Source organism: Colidextribacter sp. OB.20 (assembly GCF_009911595.1).
Taxonomy (GTDB): domain Bacteria; phylum Bacillota; class Clostridia; order Oscillospirales; family Oscillospiraceae; genus Lawsonibacter.
The window spans coordinates 1-24,735 of sequence record NZ_QWKG01000067.1; the positions used below are offsets into that span (position 1 = coordinate 1).

Below are 24,735 nucleotides of genomic sequence, written 5' to 3' on the forward strand. Positions count from 1 at the left end.
AGACCCTCGTGGCCTAATTTTCTTTTTTTCATCTGTCTACTTGACAGGGGGCGGTTCAGAAATCGAAAGCCGCCGCTTTTATATCCACCGGCGGCACATAGGAGGATGCCGCCATGCGATTATGGAGAGATAAGCACTTGTCAAAAAAAGCCTGACCTCCGTAGCGGCGTACTCCACCCAGGTTTGCGAAAATAGTCGTTTCCTGTCGGCTCACAATCATGTTTCCCGCGCCCGAATGGCACTGTACCATCCGGGCGTTTTTGCGCTCCTATGGGCCAGGATTGCCTTGCCCAGCCCTCGTTGCCGCTCCCCGCCCCTTTCGTTCAGACCCCGGAAAAATCTGAACGAAAGGAAAATGCAGGATGGGAATTACCATCAGAAAGCATAGGCGCAATTTGTCCTATGAAGATGCCGCCACCCTTGACGAGCTTTGGGCGATTGCCAAGCAATTTGACCGGAGCTTTTACCGTGAGTGGAAAGACCATTGGGACGAGCGAGGCTATGACGAGTACATAGTTGTTACCGAGGGCCGGTTGCCCTACTGTGAATCGCCGGAGCAGTATGTGTGTCGTATGGAAACCCGCAGGGAAATCCTGGCGGTACTGGCGCTTTGCACCGAGAAACAGAGGGAGCGGTTTCTGCTCCATGCGCTCTACGATCTTAGCTATGAGGAAGTAGGAAAAATCTGCGGATGCTCCGATGTAGCGGTTCTTAAAAGTATCAAAGCTGTCCGAAAAAAGTTTTTGAAATTTTTCGGATAAATGGGTTAGTGAATAGCTGTTCAAAACGGCTATAAGGTGAGGGGCGATATGCTCCATCACCGGAAGGGACAAGCTGCTACGGCGGCTTGTCCTTTCTGACATTTGAAGGAGGTCTTTATGACAATTATCAAACTGCACCACCGATACCCCCGTTGCCCTATCAACTGCACTTCCATTCCGCTCCTGATACTGCCTTTAGAGGAATTGCTGATCCAGGACGAGGCCGCAGTTGCGTGGCTGCTGGCGAATCTATCCCAAGCGCAAATCCGGCAGTCCCGCTCTTGCGCCGCCGCCAGTGCGATCACGAAGCTGGAACGGTATTTCATCAAAAACGGCTGGATGCCGAAGGAGGTTTGATGTGCAAATGGACAAAAAATCGTTGGAGGCTCAAAAGGCCGAGGCAGAAAAGGAAGCCCGCCAGTATGAGAACCAGGTGAAGATTTTGCTGAACAAGCAGAGGGACGCAGAACGTCACGCCCGGAACCACCGCCTGATCGTACATGGCGCAATTATGGAGGGTGTGTTCCCCTTCACCGCCAGCATGGACGGCGAGGCGATCAAGGAGTTTCTAATCGCCCTGTCCCGCCTGCCGGGAGCAACAGAGGCGGCGGAAAAAGCACAGAACGTCGGGGACGAGGGATAGTCCGTTCGGAGAACGGCGCACTTATACACCGAGTCCGGTGCCGTGCGCCCTGCCGGGGGCTTGTTGCGTCCTGCGGACGCGATGGGGAAGTACCTTCCCCAAACCCCATGTGCGCCAGCAAAAACGAAACATCCGCTTTGCGTCTGTTCCGTTTCCGCTGGCCTATATCCCCCGCCAATGACTGCGGAGGAAGGAGGAAAACCACATAGCGATTTTTCATTGTCCCATTCAGATCATCAAGCGGAGCGTGGGCCGTTCGGCTGTTGCCGCTGCTGCCTATCGGAGCGGTGAACGGCTGACTAATGAGTGGGACGGCAAAACCCATGACTACACGCATAAACCCGGTGTTGTCCATACGGAGATCATGCTGCCCGCCCACGCCCCGCCGGAGTTTCAAGACCGCTCTACGCTCTGGAACTCCGTGGAGCAAATTGAAAAGGCCAGCGACGCCCAGCTTGCCCGTGAAATCGAAGTTGCCCTTCCCGTGGAGTTGTCCAGAGCGGAGCAGTTGGCCCTTGTCCGTTCCTATGTCCAGGACAATTTTGTAGCTGCTGGGATGTGCGCCGACTTTGCGCTCCATGACAAGGGTGACGGCAACCCACACGCTCACATTCTGCTGACGATCCGGCCCCTCCGTTCTGATGGTAAATGGGGACCGAAATGCCGCAAGGTGTATGACCTGGACAGCCAGGGCAACCGCATCCCGGACGGTAAAGGCGGCTGGAAGAATCACCGGGAGGACACCACCGATTGGAACAATCGGGAGAACGCCGAGAAGTGGCGGGCGGCGTGGGCTACTTACGCCAACCGTGCATTGGAGGCGGAGGGCCGGCCGGAGCGGATAGATCACCGCAGTTATGAGCGGCAGGGCGTTGATAAAATTCCCTCCATCCACATGGGCGTTGCCGCCTCGCAGATGGAGCGAAAGGGCATTGCCACCGAGAAGGGAGACATCAACCGTCAGATTGCCGCAGATAACAAATTGCTGAAGGAACTCAAAGCCCGCATCACCCGGATTTACAACTGGTCAAAGGAACAAGCCCAAGCCGAACAGCCCCAGAACAGCGGCAGTCTTGTGACCCGGCTTTATGAAGCCCAGGCAGAGGTCAACATGAACAAAGCCCGCTACCGTTCTGGCAAGATTAAAGCTCTCCAGGAGAACGCAAAATTGCTGGCGTTTTTGCAGAGGAACGGTATCACTTCCATGCAGGAACTCTACGAGAAAGTTGCCGCCATGAACAAGGATTATTACGATCTCCGGGGGCAAATTGTCAAAGCCGAGCGCCGTCTTGCTGTGCTGGATGAACGGCTGGAAATGTGGTCGCAGTATCAGCAGCAAAAGCCCATCCGTCAGAAGCTGGATAAGCTGAAACCGAATAAGCGGGAGAAGTACCAGCAGGAGCATAGGGCCGAGTTAGCCGCTTTTGACGCTGCCGCTGATTTTCTGAAACGGCTGAAAGAATCCGGCGAGGCGATCACGCCCAAGGCATGGCGGGCCGAGGCCGCGAAGCTGACCATGCAGAAGGATTTCGATTATCAGAAAATGCGGGATATGCGGGATGAAATCAAAGGCGTTGAGAATCTCCGCAAGGCCGCTGACCGGCTGGCCCGTGAGGGACAGCACCAGCAAAAGGAAAATGAACGATAAATTTATCAGGAGGTTACGAAAATGGATATGAACCCGTGGGAACGCCGCCAGAAGATTTTGGAGGCTTTGTGCCTCCGGCGGCACGATACTTATGGCAATCTGGCGCATGAGTTTAACGTCAGCACCGGGACAATTCGCCGCGACATTGTGGTGCTGACCTGCTCCTATCCGATTGAGACGGTGAAGGGCGGTCAAGGCGGTGTCAGAGTAGCGGAGTGGTTTCACCTTGACCGCAGGGCGCTGAACTCTGCGGAGATCACTTTTCTCCGCAGGCTGGGGGAATCGCTGGATGGCCCCGACCTGGAAATGCTCAACCGGATTATCGCTATATTTTCGCATTGAGGGCAACTGCCATGCAAATGAAAATCAGCGAAATCAAAATCAATCCTGGACGGCGGGATACCCAGCAGCGGAACGTGGAGGAACTGGCCCGGAGCATTGCCGCCGTGGGCCTGATGAATCCCATCACCGTCACCCAGGACAACACGCTTATCGCTGGCCTGCATCGCCTGGAAGCGGTGAAGCTGCTGGGCTGGACGGAGATCGAGTGCGTTGTTAGCGAAGCGGACGGACTGCAAGCGGAGTTGGCAGAGATTGACGAGAACTTTGTTCGGGCTGGCCTGTCCCACCGGGAGCTGGGCGATCTGCTTCTGCGCCGGAAGGAACTCTACGAGGCCATCCACCCGGAAACCCGGCAGGGTCAGCGAAATGGGCAGACGGCTAAAAACGCAAATTTTTCGCTTTTAGAAACAAAGTCCTTTGCCCAGGACACCGCTGACAAGCTGGGCGTGAGCAAGCGCACCGTGGAGCAGCTTGTCCAGACCGCCCGCGACTTGACCCCGGAGGCCAAGAAAACCATTCGGGACACTGGCGATAAGATCACCAAAGGGGCCGCGCTGAAAATTTCCAGACTGCCCCCTGACCAGCAGGAGGAAGCCGCTGCCGTTCTGACCATAGCGCCGCCCACACCGAAGCGGCAGGGGATGATAGACAGTGAATCAACGTTGAGCGAGTTTAAGGCACTATGCGCCCGCTATGTTTCCGGTATCGAAGCCCTGCATCACCGGGCGGACATTTTCGCCGGAATGTCAATTTCCCAATTTGACGCATTGGGCGATAGCGCCTATTCTGTCACGACCGCAATCAAAGGATTTTTTGAGAAAGTACATGAAATCCGACACGAAATGGAGAAGGAACATGAAAACTGACTATATCACCAGCGGCTCCACCCTGCCGCCCTACCTGGCTTATCCCCGGTTTCTGCTGGGTATGAATATCCGGCTGACCGCCAAAGAGGTCTACGCGATCATGTTGGATATGACGCTGAACTCCGAGGCCGCACAGACCGACAAGCGCGGGCGGCGCTATCTGGCGTTCTACAACAAGACCATCGCGGAAATCATCGACCGCACCCCCAGCACCGTGGCACAGTCCCTGCGGGAGTTGGAGGACGTGGGGCTGGTGGAGAAGAAGCTGATAGCCCTCCATACTCCCTATCACATCTACATCAAGCTGCCCGCCGGAGAGAATGAGCCGTGATTGTCCACATGAACTACCAGCAGTACCGCACCGCCCGGAGGCTGGTACATAGCTGCTGCAATTATAATTGCGGGAACTGTCTGCTTCTGGACGATGGCGAGGAATGTGTCTGCCCGCAGAGCATCACCTACTCACTGATCTGCAAATGGTTCCGCGCCGCCGTCCTGCCTTTGGACGCTGGCCTGTGCGCCGCCCTGTCCCCGGCCCCCGCTATCGGCCAGCGGCGGTGCCGGGAATGTCGGAGGCTTTTTATTCCTCCCAAACGCAACACTCTTTACTGCCCTGACTGTGCCGCAAATCGGGCTAAACGCAGCAAACGAGCGTGGGCCAGAAAAAAGCGGGCCGGAGTGTAGAAAAAGTTGCCTCCAAAAGTCCAGTAATTGCAAGGCTTTCCGAGGGCGGCTCGATAGGAGGCTGATACATTCCCTATCCAGCGCCCCGGAAGGCCCTCAGACGGCCCGCAACGGCCAATCCACGCAAAGGAGAGAACTGCCTATGGCTGACAATCGCAAATATTACTATCTCAAGCTGAAGGAAAACTATTTTGACGATGATTCCATTGTCCTGTTGGAGAGTATGCAGGACGGTATTCTGTACTCTTACATCCTGCTGAAGCTGTATCTGAAATCGCTGAAGCACGGCGGACGGCTCCAGCTTGACGAGAGTATCCCCTACACCCCGCAGATGATCGCCACCATCACCCGCCAGCAGATTGGAACTGTGGAGCGGGCAATCAAGATTTTCTTGCAGTTGGGGCTTATGGAGCAGATGCAGGACGGGGCCTTTTACATGACCAACATCGAACTGCTGATAGGTCAATCCTCCACTGAGGGAGAGCGGAAACGGCGGGCGCGGCAGGCAAATCGGATTGCGCTGAATCCTGGTGGACAAATGTCCGCCCATTGTCCGGACATTCGTCCACCAGAGATAGAGAGAGAGTTAGAGATAGAGATAGAGAAAGAGAGAGAGTTAGAAAAGGGACACGCCGCCCCCGCTGTTTTGGGCCGGTATCAGAATGTCATTTTGTCGAAACGGGAGTTGACCGAACTGCAAAGCGACTTCCCCACCGTTTGGCAGGAGTACATTGAGAGATTATCCGAGTACATGGCATCTACTGGCAGGACGTACAAGAGCCATGCCGCCACCATCCGCCGTTGGATAGCGGATGATAGGCGCAAGGCCGCTCCCCCTGCCCGTGACCGGGATTACAGTGTGAAGGACGGTGACACGGTATGACGGAGATCCGCGAGGACGAGTATCTTGACCCCGCTGACGGCCTGATCCATTGCCGGAAGTGCGGAGGTCCCCGGCAGGCGGTCATACCCGACCCGTTCAAGGGCGGCAGCTTCAAGCCCCGGTGTGTCTGTTCCTGCCAGCAGGAGGCGGAGCGCCGCCGCAGAGAGGCCGAGGAACGCCGCCAGCGCATGGAGCGTATCAGGCGGCGAAAGGCCCAGGGACTTCAAGACCGCTATCTCTACGGCTACACCTTCGCCAATGACAACGGCGGGAACCCCGCTATGGCAAAAGCCCATGCATACGTTGACCATTGGCCCCAGGCGTTCAAGCGGAACATTGGGCTGTTGCTGTTCGGTGACGTGGGGACTGGTAAATCCTTCGTAGCCGGGTGCATCGCAAACGCCCTTCTCGACCTGGACATACCCGTACTCATGACCAACTTTCCTACCATCCTGGCCCGCCTGTGCGGGACGTTCGGAGAGGACAGGACGGACTTCCTGGACAGCCTGGGGGACTATGACCTGTTGATTATAGACGACCTGGGCGCAGAGCGCAACACCGAGTATGCTCTTGAGCAGATGTTTTCCATCATCGACAGCCGCTACCGCTGTAATAAACCGCTGATCGTGACCACGAATCTGAAGCTGGACGAACTGAAGCGCCCGCCCGACCTCGCCCATGCCCGTATCTATGACCGGATTTTAGAACGCTGCGCCCCTATCCTCTTTGGCGGGAAGAACTTCCGGGAGGACAATGCCGCCAGTACCAAGGCGACGGCGCGGCGCATCATATCACCTGATAATCAAAAAAATTGAAAGGAGATTCTATGGCGAAAACGAAAACAACTACCCCTACTGCATCCACTCCGCAGACCAAGCGGACATTGGAGAAGCGCATTGGTCACACCACCTACGAGGTACACATCTGCTTCAATGAGCAGAGCAAGGAGAGCATGAATGATAAAATCTGCCGCCTTATCAAGAATCAGATTGCGGATAGCCAGTAAAAATTGCAAAAGGCAGTTGGCATCACGCAGATTTTGTGATATATTGGTGTTGCCGCAAATGAGCTGGCTGTCTCGAAAGGAAGTCGTACTATGACAAGACAGCCAGAAAAGGACACAGCGATCTACACCAGATTATCGCGTGACGATGAATTACAAGGTGACAGTAACTCTATCATTCATCAAAAGGAACTGATTTCCAAGTATGCCGCTGACCATGGTTTTCGGAATATCCGCTTTTTCGTAGACGACGGATACTCTGGAACAAATTTCCAGCGTCCGGGTTTCCAGGAAATGCTGTCCGAGATTGAAGCTGGAAAAATCGGAACCGTCATTGTCAAGGATATGTCCCGGCTGGGCCGTGACTATCTGAAGGTCGGATTTTACACAGAAATTTTCTTCCCTCAGAAGGGTGTGCGCTTCATTGCCGTTAATAACGGAATCGACAGTGAAAACCAGCAGGAGACGGATTTCACCCCGTTTTTGAACATCATGAACGAGTGGTTTGCAAGAGACACCAGCAAGAAAGTCCGGGCAATCAAACGCGCCCAGGGCATGGCTGGCAAGCACACCGCTGTTCACCCGCTTTACGGCTACATGAAAGCCCCGGATGACCCGGAGAAGTGGATTATTGACGATGAAGCCGCCGAGATCGTCCGGCGAATCTTCCGCATGACCATCAACGGCAAAGGTCCCTATGAGATTGCCACAATTCTGGAAAGAGAACGCATCCTCTGCCCGTCTGCCTATCTTGCGGAGCGTGGCGCGGGGAACCGGCGCAACAGCGATTTTGCGGACCCCTGCCGCTGGTGGGGGACTACCGTCTCCTACATCCTTAACCGCATGGAGTACATGGGGCATACCGTCAATTTCAAGACGGAAAAGACCAGTTTCCGAGATAAGCGGCGGCACCTCACCCCCAAGGATAGCTGGGTGATATTCGAGAATACCCAGGAGCCGATCATTGACGAGGAAACCTTTCAGACGGCGCAGAAGCTGCGCAAAACCGGACGCCGCCCTACCAGTTTGGGCGAGGCCAATCCGTTGACCGGACTTCTCTACTGCGCTGACTGCGGCGCAAGACTGTATAACGAACGTGGGGACAACGGCAAGGGCCATTTCAGAGATTCCTATGCCTGTTCCAGCTACCGCAAACGCACCAGTGATTGCACCATGCACTTTATCCGTACAGAAGTTGTGCGGGACTTGATTCTGTCGGCTCTGCGCTCCATTTCGGAATATGCCAAAGCCAACCGGGAAGCCTTTGAACGTCTGGTGATGGATACAACCTCTGACCGCCAGACACAGCAGATGAAGGAGAGCCGGAAGGCCCTGACGGATGGACAGCGGCGGTATGATGAACTGGATGTGCTGATTCAGCGCACCTATGAGGATCATGTTGCGGGTAAGTTGACGGACAAGAGATTTCTGAAACTTTCCCAGCAGTATGAAGCGGAACAGGAACAGCTTGAAAGCGAGTTGAAGCGGCTGGCCGCTGAAATGGAAACGATGCAGGAACAGACCGGCAGGGTGGACAAGTTTATGGCCCTGGTTGACCGCTACACCAGCTTTGATGAACTGACCACGCCCATGCTGAATGAGTTTGTGGAAAAGGTTGTTGTCCATGAGCGCGTGAGTGTAGGCCGCTATAAGCGCAAGCAGCGTGTTGATGTTTATTTCAACTTCATTGGGCTGGTGGAACTGCCCACCGAGCCGGAGAACGAAGCCCCCGCTACCGTAGAACCGCCCCAGGAGCGGTATGTGGCTGTGAATACCAGCTTTGCCCCGCTGGGCGAGTACCTTTCCCAGCAGACGGAGGACAGCGTTACCCTCTCCTTCGCGGACGTTGAGCGGGTGATTGGAAAGCCCCTCTGCAAATCGGCGTTCAAATTCTACTCCTATTGGTATCCAGGCGGCAACCGCCCAATCTCCAATGTGATTTACAATGCTGGTTTCGATGTTGACCGTGTTGACCTCAAAAATCAACTGTTATACTTGATTCGGGCCGCATAATTGAACATTTCATAGCACTACCGGGCACAGTGAGCAATTCGCTGTGTCCGGTTTTTGCATTTATTTGAAAAACCTACTTGACAAAACGCACTGGACAGCACAGAATAGAAATGCTTATGCTGGGGTTTTGGCTTAGTTGTATGGAATAGTATCAATTTTAGAAAGGTTTGATACTATGTCTTATACAGGCTCATTATTTGGGAATCCTAAAAAGTCAGAACCCCAGCTCCAGCAGAAAGATTTTGACAAGCTGGTGACAATTCAAGCTTCTCAACTGCGTGGAGCTTATAAAACCGACTGTTTAGATGTGAAGCAGTTGCAACAGGTCTTAAATGTAGGAGAGAGCAACGCCTACGATTGGGTCAAGACCTGCCCAGCGGTTAGAATAATAGGCCGCCGCAAGGTTGTGCCTGTTGTGTGGGTAGCCTATTATCTGGTTACTGGTACAATGTAAGGAGGTGACGAGCATGAGCAAAAAGGTTCAGTTTACACGCCGGGCCAATGGTGAGGGTTCAGTATATCAAATTAAAGATGGCCGCTTTGGTGCGGCCATCAGTCTGGGAAAGGACGAAAAAGGAAAGCGGCTCCGTCATGTTGAAACAGGCAAGACGGAGCAAGAAGCCGTCGACAAAATGAAGCGTTGGCTTTCTCAAAACGGATATATGGGAGAGGAAAACGCAATCATCATCAATGGCCAATCTACCATTGATGAATTTGTGGAGGAGTTCAAGATCAAGGGCCTATTGGGGTCTGGTATTTCAGATGTGACCCTTGACCGTACTGTATATGTTGTCAATCGGATGTTTGTCAGAGCTGTTAGAAAAGAGTATCTGTCAACAAACCCGATGGATACAGAGGAATTTAAAGCACCTCGGTCAAAAAAGAAAACTGCTAAAATCACAGCTCTGACACAGGAGGACATAAACATTTAAAAAAATGCCCTGATGGGAAATCAGACAGTTTACCCAGTGGTTGCCCTCATGTCTGCAACAGGGATGAGGACGCAAGAAGCCCTTGGGCTTCAATGGGGTGACATTGATTTTGAAAATGCCGCCATTCACATACAGAGAGCTGTGACTGAAGAAATAGCCTGGGATTCGCACGGCAACAAAATTTCTGCTAAAACCATACTTGGGCCAACGAAAAACGGCTCAAGTGAGAGGAAAATAGCAGTGCCGGAGGGGGTGATAAACTTATTGAGACAGTGGAGAGAAACGGCACCACTTGTAAGCAAAACACAGTTTGGAGAAAGTGACCGGGTATTTGGAAACAGCAAAAGTCCTAGCTGGACTTATGCGGGGTTTCGCAGTTCGGTTAATAGAACGCTCAAGAATTCAGATTCAGGAGTGGATAGTTTAAGGCTCCATCGGCTACGCCACACAGTGGCAACCATGTTATCAAACGAACCGGATTCCAACGTATTCAATATAATGCAGCTTTTGGGCCATACTCAAATTAAAACAGCTCAAAAGTACATAGATAATCAGACAAAAGAGAGGGCGGAAAAGAATCGGGAGCTGTTAGGTCGTTATCTGCCAATGGTGGACTTTGTGGATAGGAAAAGGAGTATAGCTCCGAAAATGGCTCCAAAAAGTTAGGATGAAGAAGTTAGAAGTAGTATTATTATATTGAAAAAGTTGTGAAAAGAAAAGAAAAAACTACGAAATTATAAAATTTCGTAGTTTTTTCTTTCGGTTCCCAATGGTGGAGATAAGCGGGATCGAACCGCTGACCTCTTGAATGCCATTCAAGCGCTCTCCCAGCTGAGCTATACCCCCACGTCATATTTAGTTGTAAAATGGTGGAGATAAGCGGGATCGAACCGCTGACCTCTTGAATGCCATTCAAGCGCTCTCCCAGCTGAGCTATACCCCCATACAACGGCGCGGAACAACTTATTGCGTTCAGCGCAGGTGCTATCTTACCAGAAATAGAGGCATTTGTCAACGATAATTTTTAAGTTTTTTTCCGGCTGAAAACAAGGTAATTTTCTTAAAATTAGACTTCCATTTTCGCATAATTTCTGGTACAATGTTGAAAGTATGCCATTATTAATCAGTTGGGAGAAAAATTATCAGCCCCTGCATTATGGTAAGGAGCGGAAGTATGGATAAAATTCTGATAATTGATGATAGCGTGGTACAGGCAAATATGCTCACCTCTATTTTAGAGGAGGATTATGCCGTCACGCAGGCCCAGACCGCGGAGGCGGGGCTGAACTATGCCCGGGAGGGGGAGTTTTCCCTGATCCTCCTGGATGTGGTCATGCCGGAGATGGACGGCTTTGGCCTGCTTCGGAAGCTTCAGGAGGAGGTCGTCACCCAGCACACCCCTGTAATTCTGATCACAAGCCTGCGGGACGTGGAGCATGAGGAGTGGGGCCTCACGCTGGGAGCGGTGGATTATATCACCAAGCCCTATCACCCCCACATTGTCAGGGCGCGGGTCAACACCCACATTAAGCTCTATCACTACCGGCAGCAGATTGAGCAGCAGGCCATGGTAGACCCCATGACAGGCGTGTCCAACCGGCGCGGCTATGACGCAGCCTACTTCTCCAAATGGCAGGACGCGGTCCGGCTGAAGGTGCCCATCTCTCTGTGTATGATGGACATCGACAAGTTCAAGCTGTATAACGACACCTTCGGCCATCCCGCCGGAGACAAGGTGATTTGCGCGGCGGCCAGAACAATGGATTCCTCCCTGCGCCGCAGTACGGACTTTTTGGCCCGGTACGGAGGGGAGGAGTTTGTGGCCATCATGCTGGGCGGCGATTCCAAGGTGGTGTTTGAGCACATGATTGGAGTCCGCCAGGCGGTGGAGGACCTGCATATTGAGCACTGCCCCGCAGCGGGACCCTGGGTTACGGTCAGCATCGGAGGAGTTACCCTGATTCCCAAAATGGATGACGACTATGCGACCTATCTGAAGATCGCGGATGTCATGCTCTACGACGCCAAGCGGTTTGGGCGCAACCAGGTGGTTTGGACCAACGAAAAGATGGAGCAGATGCGGGAGAGATAGGAAGGGCGGGGAGCAGGATGGGACTCTTTGGGCTTTTCAGCAGAACTGTCAAGCAGACGGAGGAGGCCGCCGCTGCGGAGCGGGCCCGGAGGGAGGACCTGGAGGTCTACTCCGGGATGCGGGTGGAGGTGACCAGCGCGGACCGGCGCATGTTTCTGGTGGCCCATCTCCAGGGCCTGCGGGGGGACCGTGCACAGCTCAAGCCCAGCACTGAGGGGAGCCTGATGACCCCTTCAGAGGCCCCGGTACCCGTGACGTTGCGGGGATACAGTAGCAAGGGGCACAAGGCGGTGCTGTTGAAAGGGACGGTTCGGCTGACCGGCGGCGGCGTGTGGCAGGTGGAGCACCTGTCTCTGGTAAAGCAAAGCGACAATCGGGCTCATGTCCGTATTCTTCTGGACGCAGAAGGGACCCTCTGCCTGACGGGCGGTCGGAATGCGCCGGAGGAGCCCTGCAGGTTGGTCAACATTGGTCTGGGCGGCGTCTGCGTCTGTCTGGAGACCCGCCGCGACGTGGGGGATAAGTTTATCCTGCGGGTAAAGCTGGTCCCGGAGGGGGAGACCTTGGTCCTGCACGGACAGTTCCTGCGCATTCTGGAGCGCAGGCATGGCTGCTATGAGTACGGATGCCGGTTTGTTGATCTGGAGCCGGCGGACGAGGAGCGTATCCTGCGCAGTATCTTTGCGCTGCAAAAGAGATCATAAAAAAGCCCGCTGAACGGGGCGTTGAGATAAGAAAACCTTTTGTAGGGGCGCATAATATGCGCCCGCGGGCGGCTGATAGCCGCCCCTACATGGATTCTTAAAACAACGCCCTTAATGGGGCGGTGACGTAAGAAAACATTTTAAGCGAGGGTCGGCGTAGCGTCAAGCTGCGCCGACTTTCGCATTATTTTTGTCTTGGGCAGTTTGGGATTGCTCCCGCGCTCCCTCAAAATCAAACGCACCAATGAAGTTATAGACGATCTCAATTTCCCGGATTTTCACCCGCTTCTGCTGTTCGTCGGTCGTGTAGGTTTCGGACACCCTGATCTGTTCCACGAACTCACGCAGGATGGTGGCGTCAAGCTGGGTCATGTCCGTGTACTTCTTCACCACGGAAATGAACTTCCTGACGTTGGTTTTCTTCTGCTCCTGCTGCTTCACTTCCCGCCCCAGGGTTTCCACGACGGCCTTTAACTGTTCCTGCTCCTGTTCATAGTCGCGGGACAGCTTGATAAACCGTTCATCGGACAGTTTGCCGGAAATATTGTCCTCGTAAATCCTCTTGAAGATCACATCCAACTCTGCGATGCGCTTTTCAGACTGTGCCAGCACAGCCTTTTTCTGTGCTAGCGCCTTGTCACGCTCCCGCAGGCTCCGTTCCGCCGCCCGCTGGATAAAGTCGTCCTCATACTGCGTCACATAGGAAATTGCTTCCCGCAGGTTCCGCAGTACGATTTCTTCCAACACTACACGGCGGATGGAGTGCGTCTTGCACAAGGTACGGTCTTTGCGGTAGGTGGAGCAAATGTAATACTCCTGCTCCGGCTTGAAGTGATTGGCCCGGCAAAGGTACATTTTTCCGCCGCAATCGGCGCAGTACACAAGCCCGGAGAACATACCCATGTCCCCCATCTTGGTCGGGCGGCGGCGTCCCTGCCGAATATTCTGCACAATCAGGAACACACTTTCCTCAATGATCGCCTCTTGGGTATTCTCGAAGATCACCCACTCGGACGGCTTATTCCAGACCTTTTTCTTGCTCTTGAACGATGGCTTGCTGGTCTTGAAATTGACCGTGTGGCCCAGGTACTCGACACGCTCCAAAATGCGGGAAACGGTTTCGTTTGTCCACTTGCAGGGATTAGCCGTAGGAGCGTTGCAGACCGGCAAGCCTTTTTCGTGAGCGTAGGCCGTGGGGTTCAGGACGTTGTTCTGTTGCAGCCACTTGGCGATCTGCGTCGGCCCCAGGCCGTCCACGCACAGGGCGAAAATCTTTTGCACAATAGCAGCCGCTTCCTCGTCCACAATCCAGCGTTTCTTGTCCTCCGGGTCTTTCATGTACCCATAGGGCGGGATGGTGCAAAGGTGTTCGCCGGAGCGTCCCTTGGATTGCCAAGTAGCCTTGATTTTCTTGCTGGTGTCCTTGGCGAACATCTCATTAAATACGTTGCGGATTGCGGTGAACTCACTATCTCCTTTTATGCTGTCCACTCCGTCATTTACGGCGATGAAGTGAACACCATACTCCGGGAACACCATTTCACTGATTTGGACAAGACCACAAAACCATGCGGAGTTGCTGACAAATCTAAAGTGCGCCAAGGGAAACATTTCCTTTGGCGCACTTTTGTCCGTTAAATACCAGAAAGAAAATGAAGATATTTTACAAGCCAGCAGAAATTTTATCTGATATAATAAGCGCCAGTAAGGAGGTTCACCGCATGAAAAAAGAAGTGCGAACAGTGGTCTATGATGAAGAACTGCACATCGAGGCTTACCGTTTTGAGGGGATTGTTCAGCCCTTCCCGAATCATTTCCATGAATACTATGTGATCGGATTTATGGAGGATGGGGAACGTGTGTTGTCCTGCAAAAATCAGGAGTACACCATCACAAAGGGCGATGTTCTCCTGTTCAATCCCGGTGACAATCATGTCTGCGTCCAAAGTGATGATGGAACTCTGGACTATCGTGGCTTTAACATCACGAAAGAGGTCATGCTGGACTTAGCGGAAGAAGTGACCGGCAGGCGGGAACTCCCCGGATTTTCGCAGAACGTGATCTCTGATGAAGAAGTCACCTGTTATCTGCGTCCGCTCCATGAGCTGGTTATGAAAGGCTCAAATGAATTTGGAAAAGAAGAAAGTCTGCTGTTCCTGATTTCTCTGCTGATCCAGCAATACGGCCAGCCTTTTGAAAGCTGCACCCCGGAGTGCCGGGAGGAAATCGAAAAAGCCTGTGCCTTTATGGAGCAGCACTACGCCGAGCGCATCTATTTAGACCAGATATGCCGCTGTGCCGGTTTGAGCAAGTCCACCCTGCTCCGGGCCTTTGCGAAATCAAAGGGCGTGACTCCGTACAGTTACCTGGAGAACATTCGCATTGGCAGGGCCAAGAAACTGCTGGAACAAGGAGTGCCGCCCATTGAGGCGGCGCTGCAAACCGGCTTTTCCGATCAGAGCCACTTTACCAACTATTTCAACCGATTCATTGGGTTGGCTCCCGGTATCTATCGGGATATATTCTTAGACAAGGATATGGAGGAACTGCCCCATGAAAGGTAACAGCACAACGGGGCATCTGGCGTCCCTGCTCACGATCATCATTTGGGGAACGACATTTATCTCCACCAAAATTTTGTTGGTGGATTTTCAGCCGGTAGAGATACTGTTTTTCCGCTTTGTTATGGGACTGGCCGCTCTGCTGCTGGTCTGTCCTCGCCGCTTGAAAGGGACAAGTAAACAACAGGAATTGACCTTTGCGGCGGCGGGCCTATGTGGGATTTGTCTGTACTATCTGCTGGAAAATATTGCGCTCACTTACACGATGGCCTCCAATGTGGGCGTTATCATTTCCGTTGCCCCGTTTTTTACGGCGCTCTTGTCCCATATCTTGTTGAAAGAGGAAAGGCCGGGGATCAGCTTCTTTATTGGTTTTGCCGTTGCGATGGCTGGAATTTTTCTAATCAGCTTCAACGGGTCTAAGCTGGAGCTGAACCCTGTTGGCGATTTGCTTGCGTTGCTGGCCGCTCTGATTTGGGCCTGCTATTCTGTGCTGACAAAGAAGATCAGCGGATACGGCTATCACACCATCCTGACCACACGGCGTATTTTCTGCTATGGCATCCTGTTTATGATCCCGCCCCTGTTCCTGTTTGACTTCAAACTGGAATTAGCCCGATTTGCAAACCAGGTCTATCTGTTCAACATCATTTTCCTGGGCCTGGGCGCATCGGCTTTGTGCTTTGTCACCTGGAATTTTGCGGTCAAGGTGCTGGGGGCAGTAAAGACAAGCATTTACATCTACATGGTTCCTGTGATTACGGTGGTCACATCGGTGGTGATCCTCCATGAGAAGATCACCACCCTGGCTGCGGTTGGAACGGTCTTAACGCTGGCGGGCCTGTTTCTGTCAGAGGGCAAAGGATTTTGGAAAAAAGGGGAGAAACAAAATGGATTGGCAAAATGAAAAGTGCGTCATGGTGATTGACGAGAGCCTGCCGCTGGGGATCATCGCAAATACGGCGGCAATTATGGGTATCACGTTGGGAAAGAAAATGCCGGAAGTGGTAGGAGCCGATGTGACCGACCAGAGCGGCAACGAACATCTCGGCATCATCGAATTTCCCGTCCCCATTCTGCGGGGATCGCCAGAGATCATCAAACAGATACGGGAAAAATTGTACCAGCCGGATTTTCAAGATTTGACGGTTGTGGACTTCTCCGATTTGGCCCAGGGTTGCAAAACCTATGACGAGTTCATTGAGAAGATGGGCCACGTTCCCGAAAGTACGTTGCAATATTTTGGCATTGCAATTTGCGGCCCGAAGAAAAAGGTCAATAAACTGACCGGAAGTATGCCATTGCTACGATAAAACAAATACAGGTATTGTCTTGCCGCACGACGGCAAAAGAAAAAAAGCCGTCGTACAAGCAGGAGTATCATCACGCCCAGAGCGGCGGCTTTGAGAAATCAGAGCCGCCGCTTTTCTGTGTTCTGGCGGCAATAGGAGAATGCTGCCATGCGACTACAGATAGATAGGCACTTATCAAAAAAAGCCTAATCCATGTAGCGGCATCCCCTACCCAGGCTTGCGAAAATAGTCGTTTTCCGTCTGCCTATACAATCTCTTCCAACGCCCGAATAGCCTTGTGCTGTTCGGGTTCTTTTGCTTTTTCTGTGGGCCGCTTCATCCGGCCCCGATGTCGAGGCCCACCCCTCTTGTTCAGATTTCGCTTACCCCAAATCTGAACAGGAGGACAACACGATGGAGATCACCATCAATAGATACAGCCGCAAGCTGACCTATGAGGACGCTGCCACCCTGGACGAGTTCTGGGAGCTAGCCAAACGCACCGAACGGAGCCTTGACCGGGAACAGCGGCGGCACTGGGACGGGCGCGAGTGTGACGAGTACATAATTGCCGCCCAGGGCGTTTTGCCCTACTGTGCCACCCCGGAGGAACTGGTCTGCCAGCAGGAAACGCTGGACGAAATTCTGGCGGTGCTGGCCCTCTGCACCCCCACCCAGCGGGAGAGGTTTCTGCTCTATGCGCTGTACGATTACAGCTATGCAGAAATCGGGCGGATGTGCGGCTGCTCCAAGACCGCCGTTTATGACAGCATCGAGGGAGTACGGAAAAAGTTTTTCAAATTTTACCGCTGACCGCCCTGACGATCACCCCGGCATGATGGCTACCAGGTGAGGGGCAGTTGCCCTATCACCGGGAGGGACAAGCTGCTCCGGCGGCTTGTTCCTCCTATGTCAAGGAGGTCAAAATGTCAGCGATAAATCAGCTTCAACAAGAGTGCGTCCGTTTCCAACGGCGCACTTATACACCGTTCCGGTGTCGTGCGCCCTGCCGGGGGCGTTGCGTCCTTCGGACGCGATGGGGAGCTGCACTCCCCAAACCCCTTGCACACCCGCAGGAAAGGAACACCCGCTTCGCGTCTGTTCCTTTCCTGCGGGTCAGGTATCGTCAACGCCAGATTGGCACTCACGCTAAAAACGCCAAATTGACGTTTTTAGGATTTTGCCGGGGGAGCGTGTGAAATGACAGCGCCGGAAATCCTCCACATGACCTATCAGCAGTACCGAACGGCCCGGAGGCTGGTGCGGGAGTGCTGCAACTACGATTGCGGAAACTGTCTGCTTCTGGACGATGGCGAGGAATGTATCTGTCCTCAGAGCATCACCTACTCCCTGATTTGCAAGTGGTTCCGCGCCGCCGTCCTTCCTCTGGACGCCGGCCTGTGCGCCGCATTGTTCCCGCCTTCCTCTGTCAGACGGCGGCACTGCCGGGAGTGCGGGAGGCCGTTTGCCCCGCCCAAGCACAACACCCTCTACTGCTCTGCCTGTGCCGCAGAACGGGTAAAACGGAGCAAGCGGGCCTGGGCAAAGAAAAACCGGGCTGATGTGTAGAAAAAGTACCCTCTGAAAATGCAGTAAAATCAAGGCTTTCAAGACCGCCCTCAACGAGGGCCTGATACATTTCCTTTCCACCCCTGAAAACGGGCCTCTAACGGCCCACAGTGGCGGTCTGACAGTCCAACACAAAGGAGGCTGATACCATGACCGACTACATGACGACAACCACCGAATTGCCGCCCTATTTCTTCTTCCCCTGGTTCCTGCTGGATATGGGCTTGACCCTTACCGCCAAGCTGGCCTATGCCCTTTTGCTTGACCGGGCGCGGTTGTCCCAGCTCAACGGGTGGACGGACGAGGCGGGGAGAGTTTATATCATCTTCCCGATTGAGAAGATAGCCGAAATGCTCGGCAAGAGCATGACCACTGCCAAGAACGTATTGGCTGAGTTGGAGGCGGCGGGTCTGATTGAACGCAAACGGCAGCAGTTTTCCAAGCCCAATCATATCTATGTGAAACTGCCTGATGGACAAAAATTTAGCCGCCCCTGATGGATAAAAACTTGTCCTTCACCATGGCCGGAAAACTGTTCTTGTAATAGGGCAGAAACCCGGCTGACGCAGGCAAAAAACCTGTCCTCTAATAAGAACTATAAGAACAATAACAAGTATAAATAAAACGAGTGGGAGTAAATAGCGCCCACTTTTCGGACAAACGCCGGACAAATGTCCGCAGCTACATCACAGACCCGTTTGAAAATTTGAAAACAAGGAGTTGCCTATGGAGCATATCAGCTACAAAACGCAGACCGAGATTGTCAATTTCCAGGGCCGGGAAATCCCGCTGGAAAACCTCACCCCCATCCTCTCCCCGGAGCAGGAGGCGGCGAAGCGCTGGGAGTTGGAGCAGCGGCTTTACGAAGTGTTTCGCAAGTACCAGCAGAGGGAGAAGCCCACCTCGTGATTTTTTCAGATAGAGATTGATTTGCGGGGCTGCTGACGGTATAATGAAGCTGTCAGCAGCTCCGTTTCTTTTCAGAAAGGGAGCGCAAAATGAACAATCGAATTGACGCGATCTATGCAAGACAGTCCATCGACAAGAAAGATAGTATTTCTATCGAAAGTCAGATTGAGTTTTGCAAATACGAATTGAGGGGTGGAAGCTGCCGGGAGTATCAAGACAAGGGTTACAGTGGTAAGAATACGGACAGGCCCCAGTTTCAAATGCTGGTAGAGGACATCAAGCGCGGGCTGATTGCCAGGGTAGTTGTTTACAAGCTCGACCGCATCAGCCGTTCCATTTTGGACTTCGCAAACATGATGGCTTTGTTCCAGGAATACAACGTGGAATTTATTTCTTCCACAGAGAAGTTCGACACGTCCACACCGATGGGCCGGGCGATGCTGAACATCTGCATTGTGTTCGCACAGTTAGAGCGTGAAACCATCCAGAAGCGAGTGCAGGACGCATGGTATGCCCGGTGTCAGCGAGGTTTCAAAATGGGAGGACGAGCGCCTTATGGATTTCGGACGGAGCCTATCATCATTGACGGCATCCATACCAAGAAGCTGGTGATTGAGCCGACAGAAGCGGCGTTCGTGCGTAAGATGTACGAGATGTATATTGACCCCCAGGTGTCGCTTCACGACATCACCCGACAGCTTACCGAGCAGGGGATGCGGACATACTTCGGCAAACCGTTTTCCAGGGCGACCATCAGCATCATGCTTCGTAATCCCATTTACACCATGGCTGACTTGGATATTTACGAGTTTTTCAAGAGCCAAGGGACGAACATCTACAACGATGCCGCCGACTTCGTAGGGACAAACGGATGTTACTACTACCGGAGCAAGGACAGCACCGAGAATAAGCACACGCACTTGGAAGGCCAGACGCTGGTGCTGGCCCCCAGCGAGGGCTTTATCCCGTCTGATTTGTGGCTTAGGGTTCGCAAGAAGATGATGGCGAACCAGACCTATCAACCGGCCAGGAAAGCCCGCAACACCTGGATGGCGGGGAAAATCAAGTGCGGCAAATGTGGCTATGCTCTGATGTCGGCCCACTCCTGCGGGTATCTCTATCTGCGCTGTACGAAACACGCTGACAGCAAGTTTTGTTCCGGCTGCGGTACAATCCGTCTCCGCGATTTAGAGGCGGTAGTTTACCAGCAGATGGTGAAGAAACTGGACGCTTAACATCCAAAAGGATACACTTCAAGAAACCGCAGAATTGCAGCACTTTTTGAGAGAGAAACAGGGAGCCAGCCCCGGCCCCCTGTTTTTTCATGTTTCCGATAACCGCACCACACCCCGCAAGGAAATGCGAGAGCGTCAGCGGGTCGCATCAAAGCGACGCAATCCCCACGGAGGCCAGCTTCCAGCATCCCGCAGCCTATCGGCGGGGGATTGCATGGAGCGGAACCAACCGTTGACCCCGCCTTGCACCCAGCCACCGACAACCACCCAGCCGCCAGCCGTGGCGGGCCACCCAGCCACCCGCGCCCCTACTCACTCACTTGTTCAACAACTGTTAGTATTAATACAATTCCTACAACTACCCCTATTATCTTCTTACTGTCCATCCTAATTCCTCCTTAATAAACTTTAGATTGTTTCTCCCAAATCTGTCATGTCTATATCTTCAATATCTGAAAATAAATCTTTTTGATGGGAGAATGTTGTGGATGGTGGTTGTGGGGCCTGATGTGTTTGCTTCTGTTCCAGCTGTCCCTGTTGATGTTGCTTTTGCTTTCTGCTCCTAGCTTTGTTTTTACTGATATGTCTTGACTTGATATGTATCTATATTCTTTCTCTCGCTCCCCATATATCCTTCCAAATACTATTCTGTATGTTCCTGATTCAAATGTTTCTAACAACTCTTGCTTAGCTTGTGCTTTGATTTATTGTTTATTAAATAATGAAAGGTAGGTTAATATAGAGGACTTTAAATTTATGTTTAATGCATTGGTAAATGTGTCAAATAGATTCATTAGTATTTGTTGATGTATAAAGCCAGCTAGTAATTAAACACTAGCTGGCTGTATGCTTATTTATCCTACATTTAGACGATCTTCAGCTGCATCTGCTCTGGCTGCTGCTTCATCTATATGGGATGTGGCTGGGTCTGGAAATCTATGCATAATTTCTTCTCTGGAAAGTTCAGGGTATTTTTTGCATAAATCATCTACTTTTGCTTCGTAGGATCCAAGGCCATCATAGGGGTCATAGGTGCTCCCACTTGGTTTCGAGGTTTGATTTTGACCTTGCTGTTGTTGACCACTAGATGGTTGCTGTGTTTGCTGACTACCAGGCTGTTTCTGACCGCTGGATTGCTGACCCTGCTGCTGACCACTAGGCTGTTGCTGGCTCTGCTGTTCAGTTTCATTACCTGTTTGTATATCTGCTGGTAAACTGTCTGTCGGTCTCCATGCTCTGTATTGTGCTTCGTAGTCAGATGGGAGTGTGTATCCATCTGACTCCACTAAATCAACCAAAAACTCTAATTCTTCATTGATTAATCCATCAAGTGTTGTAGCTATATGTATCTCTTGATGTATGTCATACACCTTTTGGAAATAGTCTAAAAGCTCTGCTCCTGATAGCTCTTTAGCTTCTTGCTGAGTGTCTATTAAACCAATGTCTCCCTCTGAATCACTATCAACTACTCCCCCATTATCTATATTTAATATGTGAGTTGCATCTAAACTTTGTTGCTCTTCATCTGGGATTGCATATTCTATACTAACATCTGGGGATTCTTGCATTGTCTCCAGCATTTCATTACTACTCATAGTGGCGCAGCCTGCTAACTGAGATGTCATGATGATTAGGGTCATCATTGGTATGATGATCCTCTTGATTTTCATGAATTTACCTGCCATATCTACACCCCACCCTCTATTTATGGTTCAATTCTACCAGAATTTCCAAAGGGAAGCAAGGTATTTTTCTTCCCGAAAAAATCTATTAAAATTTTCCATCTTTGACCCCACCTGTCATATTTTTACTATTGTCTATCTCTGGCTTTTCTTTGTTTCCTTTTAATATGAAAACTGCTGCTACGATTGCTAGGATTAAGATTATTCCGCCGATTATGATGCCTACTTTTTTGTTCATTCCAATTCCTCCTTGTTGGTTCAAATATAATTGATTCTGAAAGTTTTGTTGACGCTGGGTTTCTCACCTTCACTTTATGAAGTTTTATCTTCTTTAATTGTAAGTAATAAAATAGGATTTCAATCTTATTGTTGGGTGTTATAGTTGCTTTGTGATTGATCTTTTAACCATATATAATTAAAAGAAGGTGCACCCTCCTAATTCAGGTAGGGTGCACCTTCTGGTTTTATATGTATGTAATTGTTATTGACCTAGTGCATTTAATAGAGCTTGTTTTTCTTCCTCTGTGTATTCATGATCCGACCCACCTGTGGTATATCCGTGATCTTCAAACATCTGGTTCATGCCGTTGAGGAATGCCTGCTTTCTTGCTTCTATATCTGCTGCGGAATCTCCACCTCCGCCTTGAGGTTCACTGGGTTGTTGAGGTTGCTGCTGTTGCTGCTGTTGCTGACTCTGTGTGCTGCCACCACCTGAGGGCTTGCTCGTTTGTTGTTGCTGTTGTTGAGGGGCTGGCTTGGTGGTGCTTATGTATTTATTTGACACATAAACTGTGCTTCCATCACTTAATTGGATGCGGCTCCAGCCTTCTGCTTCAGTGCCTGCTATTGCGATGCCTGTGCGGGTGACGCTATCACCTTTGTTTAGGCTGCCTAGCTTTTCACTGTCTGCTGTATAGCTGGCCCGGATGTTGACGGTACCTGTGGCATAGACGGTCTCGTTGCAGTCGGTAAATAACTGCACCTGCTCCACTTGGGATTCTACTTCTTCGGATTCTGTTTCTTCCGGGGGTTGGGTGTCCTCGGTTTCAACGGGGGCCGCTGGGGTCTGCTCGGGTGCAATCTCCGGGATTGTGTCCTTGATTGGTTCGGGGGTTGCGATTGTCTCCGGGGCCGATGTGCTAGGGGTTGGGTCCGTGGGTTGCTCCGTCTTGGGCTGGCCGCAAGCTGTCAACGATAAAGCAAGGGCCAGCGCAAGGGCATATATGAGGGCTTTTTTCATCGTGTGTTCTCCTTCCACATTATTTTTCGTTCTGTCTCAACGGTCCGGCCCTTGGGGGTGGGTTTCTCCGGCCCTATGCAGTCTCTTAATCCGTATTTTACACTAAACCGCTTGTACAATCAAGCGGTTTTTTTTCGTATGAATTTAAGTTTGTATTTTTTTGTTGTCAGAAAAAACCTTCGTTTTTGCCCTCTAAAAATAAGGCTTAAAAAGTTGCTATATTTTTAATTTTCAAGGTTATTTTTCTAAGTTTCTTTGAAAAAAGTTGAAAAATCACTTGACAACACCAGACGGTTATGCTATCATAAGGATGTCACCAAAAGTCTACGGACAAGCTCTTGGTGACGGGATTAAAAAAATTTAAATGGATTATAGCCGTTGATCTCACGGACTTGATAAACCCGTGGAGGAGGCCAAAATATCAGGAATAGGTGTCCTTTCGGGGATACGCAAGCACGTTAGTATTTTTGGGATGGCTTATGCGTTTGCATAAGCACAAAAATGCTGGCTTTTTTTGTTGCCAAAATATGTCCCTAAAAATCAAAGTAAAAACAAGGAGGTAAACATGATCGATATTTCAAAAATTCCGCTGACACTGTCCCAGTTTGCGAACGGTGGACCTGTAATCGCCACCGGCATCGCTCCCATTAACCCATTCCGCGACGGTCACTCTGTAACGGAGGAAGTGGTGGGTCGCAAGATCACGGTCGTTTTCCCTGATAATGGTTACGAAACCCAGGAGATCAAGGTGAGCGATCCAATTGATACGTTGACTCCTTTATTAAAGGAGGCTTCTTTTAGTAACCCGGTTTTTGTCGATTTTCCGGGTTTTGTCGGTCGCGTATATTTAATACGCGACAAGATCACCGGAGAGAAGAACCTTGTTATCAGCGCCAAGGCTGACCGGGTACGTGTGGTTCCTGCTCCCGGTTCCGATGACGATTTGGTGATCGAATGAGGGACCGAGAGGCAGCCAAACGGCTGATATATCAAGCGCAAGCGGCGGTAACGTCGGTGCTAGTCCTTAGCGACGTGCCACCGCTCCGCGCTCTGTATTGCCCAGGATACCCCAAGGAGCTGTTGGGCGAGGTCGTCCGGGATGGAGAGAAAAACTACATGATCGCCCTCCGCATCCCCAAACGTGGTTACGGCTGGTACAAACGCCGGAGTCCCAAGAATCGGGCAATTCCACCCGAGTGTGACGTGAAGCAGCTTGAAGCTGTGTTCACGCTGTTCCTACCAACCCCTTTCCGGTGCGTCGCGGTCCGAAACGCATCGGAAAACGTTAAAATTTATTTGGATGTTAAGGAGAACAAATATGAACAATTATCAATTATATGATATTTTAATGATGGCAGCAGCAGGTTATCCCGATGTGCTCGCCGTCCTGGTAGAGATGCTGCGCCATAACGCTGCTAATTTGGGCCTGATGGCTCCCGGCATCCCGGAGCAGCTAGCGATTTGCAATGGTGTGGACGTAACCGCCAATGGTCTGCCGCTGTTCCGCGCTGTGGTGAAACGTCGCGGGGATGTGTTCCGTTCCCCAATGGCTTTTGGCCGCGCCGTACAAGAAGCTCTTGACGAAACTACATACGCAAATTGCCTCGTATAATAAGATTTGCAGATGATTTAGAGTGGATCTGCTTAGTCCACTTTTGGGTCAACAGGCTTAGAGA

The 24,735-nt window shown here is 51.6% G+C and carries 30 protein-coding genes, 2 tRNA genes and 1 pseudogene; 27 read left to right on the top strand and 6 right to left on the bottom strand.

What is annotated here, in order from left to right; all coding sequences use genetic code 11:
* Window positions 1-362 precede the first annotated feature (362 nt).
* The 15 genes from D1641_RS15010 (at window position 363) to D1641_RS15080 (ending at window position 10,441) form a co-directional block, all read left to right on the top strand.
* Window positions 363-761 carry a sigma factor-like helix-turn-helix DNA-binding protein gene (locus D1641_RS15010; RefSeq protein WP_160667111.1) on the top strand — a complete coding sequence of 133 codons (399 nt, stop codon included), beginning with the start codon at window positions 363-365 and terminating at the stop codon, window positions 759-761.
* Window positions 762-878: 117 nt separating this feature from the next.
* A complete protein-coding gene (locus D1641_RS15015; RefSeq protein ID WP_160667113.1) occupies window positions 879-1,118 on the top strand; it encodes a hypothetical protein in 240 nt (79 codons plus the stop codon).
* A 7-nt stretch (window positions 1,119-1,125) separates the two neighbouring features.
* Window positions 1,126-1,404 (top strand): DUF3847 domain-containing protein, encoded by a 279-nt coding sequence (locus D1641_RS15020; protein WP_160667115.1) that lies wholly within the window; start codon window positions 1,126-1,128, stop codon window positions 1,402-1,404.
* Between the two features lie 247 nt (window positions 1,405-1,651).
* Window positions 1,652-3,052 carry a MobQ family relaxase gene (gene mobQ, locus D1641_RS15025; protein WP_347707445.1) on the top strand — a complete coding sequence of 467 codons (1,401 nt, stop codon included), beginning with the start codon at window positions 1,652-1,654 and terminating at the stop codon, window positions 3,050-3,052.
* A gap of 21 nt (window positions 3,053-3,073) precedes the next feature.
* Complete coding sequence (locus D1641_RS15030) at window positions 3,074-3,394, top strand: DeoR family transcriptional regulator (RefSeq protein WP_243149414.1); 321 nt, start codon at window positions 3,074-3,076, stop codon at window positions 3,392-3,394.
* Window positions 3,395-3,405: 11 nt separating this feature from the next.
* Entirely contained in the window at window positions 3,406-4,260 is an 855-nt protein-coding gene (locus D1641_RS15035; protein WP_160667117.1) for a ParB N-terminal domain-containing protein, read from the top strand.
* Entirely contained in the window at window positions 4,250-4,591 is a 342-nt protein-coding gene (locus D1641_RS15040) for a hypothetical protein (RefSeq protein ID WP_160667119.1), read from the top strand. The genes D1641_RS15035 and D1641_RS15040 overlap by 11 nt, the downstream gene beginning before the upstream one ends.
* Before the next feature lie 8 nt (window positions 4,592-4,599).
* On the top strand, window positions 4,600-4,944 hold the full coding sequence (locus tag D1641_RS15045; RefSeq protein WP_160667166.1) for a cysteine-rich VLP domain-containing protein: 345 nt from the start codon (window positions 4,600-4,602) through the stop codon (window positions 4,942-4,944).
* A gap of 142 nt (window positions 4,945-5,086) precedes the next feature.
* Window positions 5,087-5,827, top strand: coding sequence for a phage replisome organizer N-terminal domain-containing protein (locus D1641_RS15050; protein ID WP_160667121.1), 741 nt, complete (start codon window positions 5,087-5,089; stop codon window positions 5,825-5,827).
* Window positions 5,824-6,642, top strand: a complete 819-nt coding sequence (locus D1641_RS15055) for an ATP-binding protein (protein ID WP_160667123.1) — start codon at window positions 5,824-5,826, stop codon at window positions 6,640-6,642. Before D1641_RS15050 ends, D1641_RS15055 begins: the two co-directional genes overlap by 4 nt.
* Window positions 6,643-6,653: 11 nt before the next feature.
* The gene (locus D1641_RS15060) at window positions 6,654-6,833 is read left to right on the top strand and encodes a transposon-encoded TnpW family protein (RefSeq protein WP_160667125.1); all 180 of its coding nucleotides are present in this window, start codon (window positions 6,654-6,656) and stop codon (window positions 6,831-6,833) included.
* Window positions 6,834-6,923: 90 nt separating this feature from the next.
* The gene (locus tag D1641_RS15065) at window positions 6,924-8,843 is read left to right on the top strand and encodes a recombinase family protein (RefSeq protein WP_160667127.1); all 1,920 of its coding nucleotides are present in this window, start codon (window positions 6,924-6,926) and stop codon (window positions 8,841-8,843) included.
* Between the two features lie 175 nt (window positions 8,844-9,018).
* A complete protein-coding gene (locus D1641_RS15070; RefSeq protein ID WP_160667129.1) occupies window positions 9,019-9,297 on the top strand; it encodes a hypothetical protein in 279 nt (92 codons plus the stop codon).
* Between the two features lie 13 nt (window positions 9,298-9,310).
* On the top strand, window positions 9,311-9,775 hold the full coding sequence (locus D1641_RS15075) for a hypothetical protein (RefSeq protein ID WP_160667131.1): 465 nt from the start codon (window positions 9,311-9,313) through the stop codon (window positions 9,773-9,775).
* A 12-nt stretch (window positions 9,776-9,787) separates the two neighbouring features.
* Window positions 9,788-10,441, top strand: coding sequence for a site-specific integrase (locus D1641_RS15080; RefSeq protein ID WP_160667133.1), 654 nt, complete (start codon window positions 9,788-9,790; stop codon window positions 10,439-10,441).
* Window positions 10,442-10,545: 104 nt separating this feature from the next.
* Here the strand turns inward: D1641_RS15080 and D1641_RS15085 are convergent.
* Window positions 10,546-10,621, bottom strand: a tRNA-Ala gene (locus tag D1641_RS15085).
* A gap of 21 nt (window positions 10,622-10,642) precedes the next feature.
* A tRNA-Ala gene (locus tag D1641_RS15090) sits at window positions 10,643-10,718 on the bottom strand.
* A gap of 231 nt (window positions 10,719-10,949) precedes the next feature.
* On the opposite strand from D1641_RS15090, the gene D1641_RS15095 reads away from it, so the two are divergent.
* A complete protein-coding gene (locus D1641_RS15095; RefSeq protein ID WP_160667135.1) occupies window positions 10,950-11,867 on the top strand; it encodes a diguanylate cyclase in 918 nt (305 codons plus the stop codon).
* A 17-nt stretch (window positions 11,868-11,884) separates the two neighbouring features.
* A complete protein-coding gene (locus D1641_RS15100; protein ID WP_160667137.1) occupies window positions 11,885-12,571 on the top strand; it encodes a PilZ domain-containing protein in 687 nt (228 codons plus the stop codon).
* Between the two features lie 162 nt (window positions 12,572-12,733).
* Here the strand turns inward: D1641_RS15100 and D1641_RS15105 are convergent, their stop codons facing one another.
* A complete protein-coding gene (locus tag D1641_RS15105; protein WP_160667139.1) occupies window positions 12,734-14,173 on the bottom strand; it encodes a recombinase family protein in 1,440 nt (479 codons plus the stop codon).
* Window positions 14,174-14,292: 119 nt separating this feature from the next.
* Here D1641_RS15105 and D1641_RS15110 point away from each other — a divergent pair, with 119 nt between their 5' ends.
* From D1641_RS15110 to D1641_RS15145, 8 genes and pseudogenes are all read left to right on the top strand, one after another.
* Window positions 14,293-15,135: an AraC family transcriptional regulator gene (locus D1641_RS15110; protein WP_160667141.1), complete on the top strand. Its 843-nt coding sequence runs from the start codon at window positions 14,293-14,295 to the stop codon at window positions 15,133-15,135.
* Window positions 15,125-16,039, top strand: coding sequence for a DMT family transporter (locus tag D1641_RS15115; protein WP_160667143.1), 915 nt, complete (start codon window positions 15,125-15,127; stop codon window positions 16,037-16,039). The genes D1641_RS15110 and D1641_RS15115 overlap by 11 nt, the downstream gene beginning before the upstream one ends.
* On the top strand, window positions 16,023-16,445 hold the full coding sequence (locus tag D1641_RS15120; protein ID WP_160667145.1) for a DUF2000 domain-containing protein: 423 nt from the start codon (window positions 16,023-16,025) through the stop codon (window positions 16,443-16,445). The genes D1641_RS15115 and D1641_RS15120 overlap by 17 nt, the downstream gene beginning before the upstream one ends.
* A gap of 393 nt (window positions 16,446-16,838) precedes the next feature.
* On the top strand, window positions 16,839-17,237 hold the full coding sequence (locus D1641_RS15125) for a sigma factor-like helix-turn-helix DNA-binding protein (RefSeq protein ID WP_160667147.1): 399 nt from the start codon (window positions 16,839-16,841) through the stop codon (window positions 17,235-17,237).
* A 387-nt stretch (window positions 17,238-17,624) separates the two neighbouring features.
* Window positions 17,625-17,993 carry a cysteine-rich VLP domain-containing protein gene (locus D1641_RS15130; protein ID WP_160667149.1) on the top strand — a complete coding sequence of 123 codons (369 nt, stop codon included), beginning with the start codon at window positions 17,625-17,627 and terminating at the stop codon, window positions 17,991-17,993.
* 149 nt (window positions 17,994-18,142) lie between these two features.
* A complete protein-coding gene (locus D1641_RS15135) occupies window positions 18,143-18,490 on the top strand; it encodes a replication initiator protein A (protein ID WP_160667151.1) in 348 nt (115 codons plus the stop codon).
* Window positions 18,491-18,719: 229 nt separating this feature from the next.
* Window positions 18,720-18,902 carry a hypothetical protein gene (locus D1641_RS15140; RefSeq protein ID WP_120485853.1) on the top strand — a complete coding sequence of 61 codons (183 nt, stop codon included), beginning with the start codon at window positions 18,720-18,722 and terminating at the stop codon, window positions 18,900-18,902.
* 89 nt (window positions 18,903-18,991) lie between these two features.
* A pseudogene (locus D1641_RS15145) lies at window positions 18,992-20,128 on the top strand (recombinase family protein); the annotation flags it as partial.
* An 863-nt stretch (window positions 20,129-20,991) separates the two neighbouring features.
* Here D1641_RS15145 and D1641_RS15150 read toward each other — a convergent pair.
* The 3 genes from D1641_RS15150 to D1641_RS15160 form a co-directional block, all read right to left on the bottom strand.
* Window positions 20,992-21,822: a hypothetical protein gene (locus D1641_RS15150; protein WP_160667153.1), complete on the bottom strand. Its 831-nt coding sequence runs from the start codon at window positions 21,820-21,822 to the stop codon at window positions 20,992-20,994.
* 85 nt (window positions 21,823-21,907) lie between these two features.
* Window positions 21,908-22,057 carry a hypothetical protein gene (locus D1641_RS15155; protein ID WP_160667155.1) on the bottom strand — a complete coding sequence of 50 codons (150 nt, stop codon included), beginning with the start codon at window positions 22,055-22,057 and terminating at the stop codon, window positions 21,908-21,910.
* A 243-nt stretch (window positions 22,058-22,300) separates the two neighbouring features.
* The gene (locus tag D1641_RS15160; protein ID WP_160667157.1) at window positions 22,301-23,059 is read right to left on the bottom strand and encodes an SH3 domain-containing protein; all 759 of its coding nucleotides are present in this window, start codon (window positions 23,057-23,059) and stop codon (window positions 22,301-22,303) included.
* Window positions 23,060-23,624: 565 nt separating this feature from the next.
* On the opposite strand from D1641_RS15160, the gene D1641_RS15165 reads away from it, so the two are divergent.
* Both D1641_RS15165 and D1641_RS15170 read left to right on the top strand, forming a co-directional pair.
* Window positions 23,625-24,017 carry a hypothetical protein gene (locus D1641_RS15165; protein ID WP_160667159.1) on the top strand — a complete coding sequence of 131 codons (393 nt, stop codon included), beginning with the start codon at window positions 23,625-23,627 and terminating at the stop codon, window positions 24,015-24,017.
* 360 nt (window positions 24,018-24,377) lie between these two features.
* Window positions 24,378-24,671 carry a hypothetical protein gene (locus tag D1641_RS15170; RefSeq protein WP_160667161.1) on the top strand — a complete coding sequence of 98 codons (294 nt, stop codon included), beginning with the start codon at window positions 24,378-24,380 and terminating at the stop codon, window positions 24,669-24,671.
* The last annotated feature ends 64 nt before the right edge of the window (window positions 24,672-24,735 follow it).

Excerpts from the sequence above, each read along its gene's own strand:
- D1641_RS15010 (WP_160667111.1), top strand. The coding sequence starts at position 363 with ATGGGAATTACCATCAGAAAGCATAGGCGCAATTTGTCCTATGAAGAT.
- D1641_RS15015 (WP_160667113.1), top strand. The coding sequence starts at position 879 with ATGACAATTATCAAACTGCACCACCGATACCCCCGTTGCCCTATCAAC.
- D1641_RS15020 (WP_160667115.1), top strand. The coding sequence starts at position 1,126 with ATGGACAAAAAATCGTTGGAGGCTCAAAAGGCCGAGGCAGAAAAGGAA.
- D1641_RS15030 (WP_243149414.1), top strand. The coding sequence starts at position 3,074 with ATGGATATGAACCCGTGGGAACGCCGCCAGAAGATTTTGGAGGCTTTG.
- D1641_RS15035 (WP_160667117.1), top strand. The coding sequence starts at position 3,406 with ATGCAAATGAAAATCAGCGAAATCAAAATCAATCCTGGACGGCGGGAT.
- D1641_RS15040 (WP_160667119.1), top strand. The coding sequence starts at position 4,250 with ATGAAAACTGACTATATCACCAGCGGCTCCACCCTGCCGCCCTACCTG.
- D1641_RS15045 (WP_160667166.1), top strand. The coding sequence starts at position 4,600 with ATGAACTACCAGCAGTACCGCACCGCCCGGAGGCTGGTACATAGCTGC.
- D1641_RS15050 (WP_160667121.1), top strand. The coding sequence starts at position 5,087 with ATGGCTGACAATCGCAAATATTACTATCTCAAGCTGAAGGAAAACTAT.
- D1641_RS15055 (WP_160667123.1), top strand. The coding sequence starts at position 5,824 with ATGACGGAGATCCGCGAGGACGAGTATCTTGACCCCGCTGACGGCCTG.
- D1641_RS15060 (WP_160667125.1), top strand. The coding sequence starts at position 6,654 with ATGGCGAAAACGAAAACAACTACCCCTACTGCATCCACTCCGCAGACC.
- D1641_RS15065 (WP_160667127.1), top strand. The coding sequence starts at position 6,924 with ATGACAAGACAGCCAGAAAAGGACACAGCGATCTACACCAGATTATCG.
- D1641_RS15070 (WP_160667129.1), top strand. The coding sequence starts at position 9,019 with ATGTCTTATACAGGCTCATTATTTGGGAATCCTAAAAAGTCAGAACCC.
- D1641_RS15075 (WP_160667131.1), top strand. The coding sequence starts at position 9,311 with ATGAGCAAAAAGGTTCAGTTTACACGCCGGGCCAATGGTGAGGGTTCA.
- D1641_RS15080 (WP_160667133.1), top strand. The coding sequence starts at position 9,788 with ATGGGAAATCAGACAGTTTACCCAGTGGTTGCCCTCATGTCTGCAACA.
- D1641_RS15095 (WP_160667135.1), top strand. The coding sequence starts at position 10,950 with ATGGATAAAATTCTGATAATTGATGATAGCGTGGTACAGGCAAATATG.
- D1641_RS15100 (WP_160667137.1), top strand. The coding sequence starts at position 11,885 with ATGGGACTCTTTGGGCTTTTCAGCAGAACTGTCAAGCAGACGGAGGAG.
- D1641_RS15110 (WP_160667141.1), top strand. The coding sequence starts at position 14,293 with ATGAAAAAAGAAGTGCGAACAGTGGTCTATGATGAAGAACTGCACATC.
- D1641_RS15115 (WP_160667143.1), top strand. The coding sequence starts at position 15,125 with ATGAAAGGTAACAGCACAACGGGGCATCTGGCGTCCCTGCTCACGATC.
- D1641_RS15120 (WP_160667145.1), top strand. The coding sequence starts at position 16,023 with ATGGATTGGCAAAATGAAAAGTGCGTCATGGTGATTGACGAGAGCCTG.
- D1641_RS15125 (WP_160667147.1), top strand. The coding sequence starts at position 16,839 with ATGGAGATCACCATCAATAGATACAGCCGCAAGCTGACCTATGAGGAC.
- D1641_RS15130 (WP_160667149.1), top strand. The coding sequence starts at position 17,625 with ATGACAGCGCCGGAAATCCTCCACATGACCTATCAGCAGTACCGAACG.
- D1641_RS15135 (WP_160667151.1), top strand. The coding sequence starts at position 18,143 with ATGACCGACTACATGACGACAACCACCGAATTGCCGCCCTATTTCTTC.
- D1641_RS15140 (WP_120485853.1), top strand. The coding sequence starts at position 18,720 with ATGGAGCATATCAGCTACAAAACGCAGACCGAGATTGTCAATTTCCAG.
- D1641_RS15150 (WP_160667153.1), bottom strand. The coding sequence starts at position 21,822 with ATGGCAGGTAAATTCATGAAAATCAAGAGGATCATCATACCAATGATG.
- D1641_RS15155 (WP_160667155.1), bottom strand. The coding sequence starts at position 22,057 with ATGAACAAAAAAGTAGGCATCATAATCGGCGGAATAATCTTAATCCTA.
- D1641_RS15160 (WP_160667157.1), bottom strand. The coding sequence starts at position 23,059 with ATGAAAAAAGCCCTCATATATGCCCTTGCGCTGGCCCTTGCTTTATCG.
- D1641_RS15165 (WP_160667159.1), top strand. The coding sequence starts at position 23,625 with ATGATCGATATTTCAAAAATTCCGCTGACACTGTCCCAGTTTGCGAAC.
- D1641_RS15170 (WP_160667161.1), top strand. The coding sequence starts at position 24,378 with ATGAACAATTATCAATTATATGATATTTTAATGATGGCAGCAGCAGGT.